Origin of the sequence: Thermovirga lienii (assembly GCF_036847465.1) — a bacterium.
Lineage (GTDB): Bacteria > Synergistota > Synergistia > Synergistales > Thermovirgaceae > Thermovirga > Thermovirga lienii.
The window spans coordinates 1-1,469 of record NZ_DAITZW010000088.1; the positions used below are offsets into that span (position 1 = coordinate 1).

Below are 1,469 nucleotides of genomic sequence, written 5' to 3' on the forward strand. Positions count from 1 at the left end.
CATGAACGGATGGAACGGAAAGGCCCTTTGGGTTGATCTCACAAATAGGCAAATAACAGTAAACCAAATAGACAAAGAGGTATTGAAAAACTTCATAGGTGGCAGAGGCCTAAACGACTGGGTGCTTTACAATCACATAAGACCGGGAATAGACCCCCTTAGCCCGGACAACCTTTTGTGTCTTGCCGTAGGTCCTCTAACCGGGACAAACCTTTCGTCCACCAGTCGTATCCATGTAAGCACCTTATCACCTTTGACAGGAATCTTGGGAGACGGAAATGGAGGAGGCAGCTTCGCCTTGGCCCTCAAGCGGGCTGGTTTTGACCAAGTAGTTTTCACTGGCGCATCAGATACCCCTGTAGCTTTGATAATAGATGGAGAGGACGTCTTGCTTATAGAGGCAGCGTATTTAAAGGGCACATCTACTTGGGAAAAGACGGACATCCTAAAAGAACGCTTCGGCAGGGATTTTTCCGTGGCTGCCATAGGACAAGCGGGAGAAAACCTGGTTCGCTTCGCCTCAATAATGTTCGACAAACACAACTCCGCGGCAAGGGGCAGTGGTGCCGTCATGGGCTCAAAGAACCTGATGGCCATTGCGGCAAGGGGCAAAATAAAAACTGGCATATCCGACCCATTGACGTTTGAAGAGCTTGCCAAAGCTGACAGAGATTACTTGATGAACGATCCCTTTCAGCGGGACGTAGTAGCCCAAATAGGTACCCACGTTGGAATGATCCGATGGTACCCAGGATTTCGCAACAACGAAAAATATCTCGCCCCTGAAGAGGCTCCTGAGGAGTTACTTCCCGAGTCTCTCAAAAAGTATGAGGTTAGCCGCACCGCTTGTGCAAGCTGTGTAGTGCCCTGCAAGGACGTGTTCCAGATACCCGATGGCCCCTACAAGGGAGAAATAGGCAAGGCCATGGAACATGAATGTATCCACTGCCTGGGGACCAACTCTGGCATTACTGACCCCATAGCCATAATGACCATGGAAAACCTGGCCGACAAGTACGGCATGTGTGTCATAGGACTAGGAAACGCCATAGCCTTCGTGAAGGACCTTTACAACCGGGGCATAATAGGAAAAGAAGACACTGGAGGTCTCGACCTCTCGTGGGAGAACGCAGAGGCACAGATCGAACTAATCCACCAGATAGCCCTACGACAGGGATTCGGCAACCTGGTAGCAGAGGGCCTATACAACATTGCCAAGATAATTGGCCCCCAATCCATGCCCTTCTGTTACCACGTAAAGGGCCTTAGCAGAGGACATTTCCCCGCGGGAATATTCTCCCTTGCCCACGCAACTTCGACGAGGGGAGCCGATCACCTGAGGGGCCGCAGCTGGGCCTTTGGAGAAAACGACCCGGAGCTTTGGCCGGAACTTATCCAAAAGGGCTACATTCCTGAAGAAGACCCGGTCAAGACCCTGTTCATAGCTGAAAGGGCGGTAACCCTGACCG

1 protein-coding gene is annotated in these 1,469 nt (G+C 51.3%); it reads left to right on the plus strand.

Going from position 1 to position 1,469, the window contains the following annotated elements; all coding sequences use genetic code 11:
* On the plus strand, nt 1-1,469 hold a 1,469-nt coding region (locus tag V7Z69_RS09920), incomplete at both ends, for an aldehyde ferredoxin oxidoreductase N-terminal domain-containing protein (protein WP_334139821.1).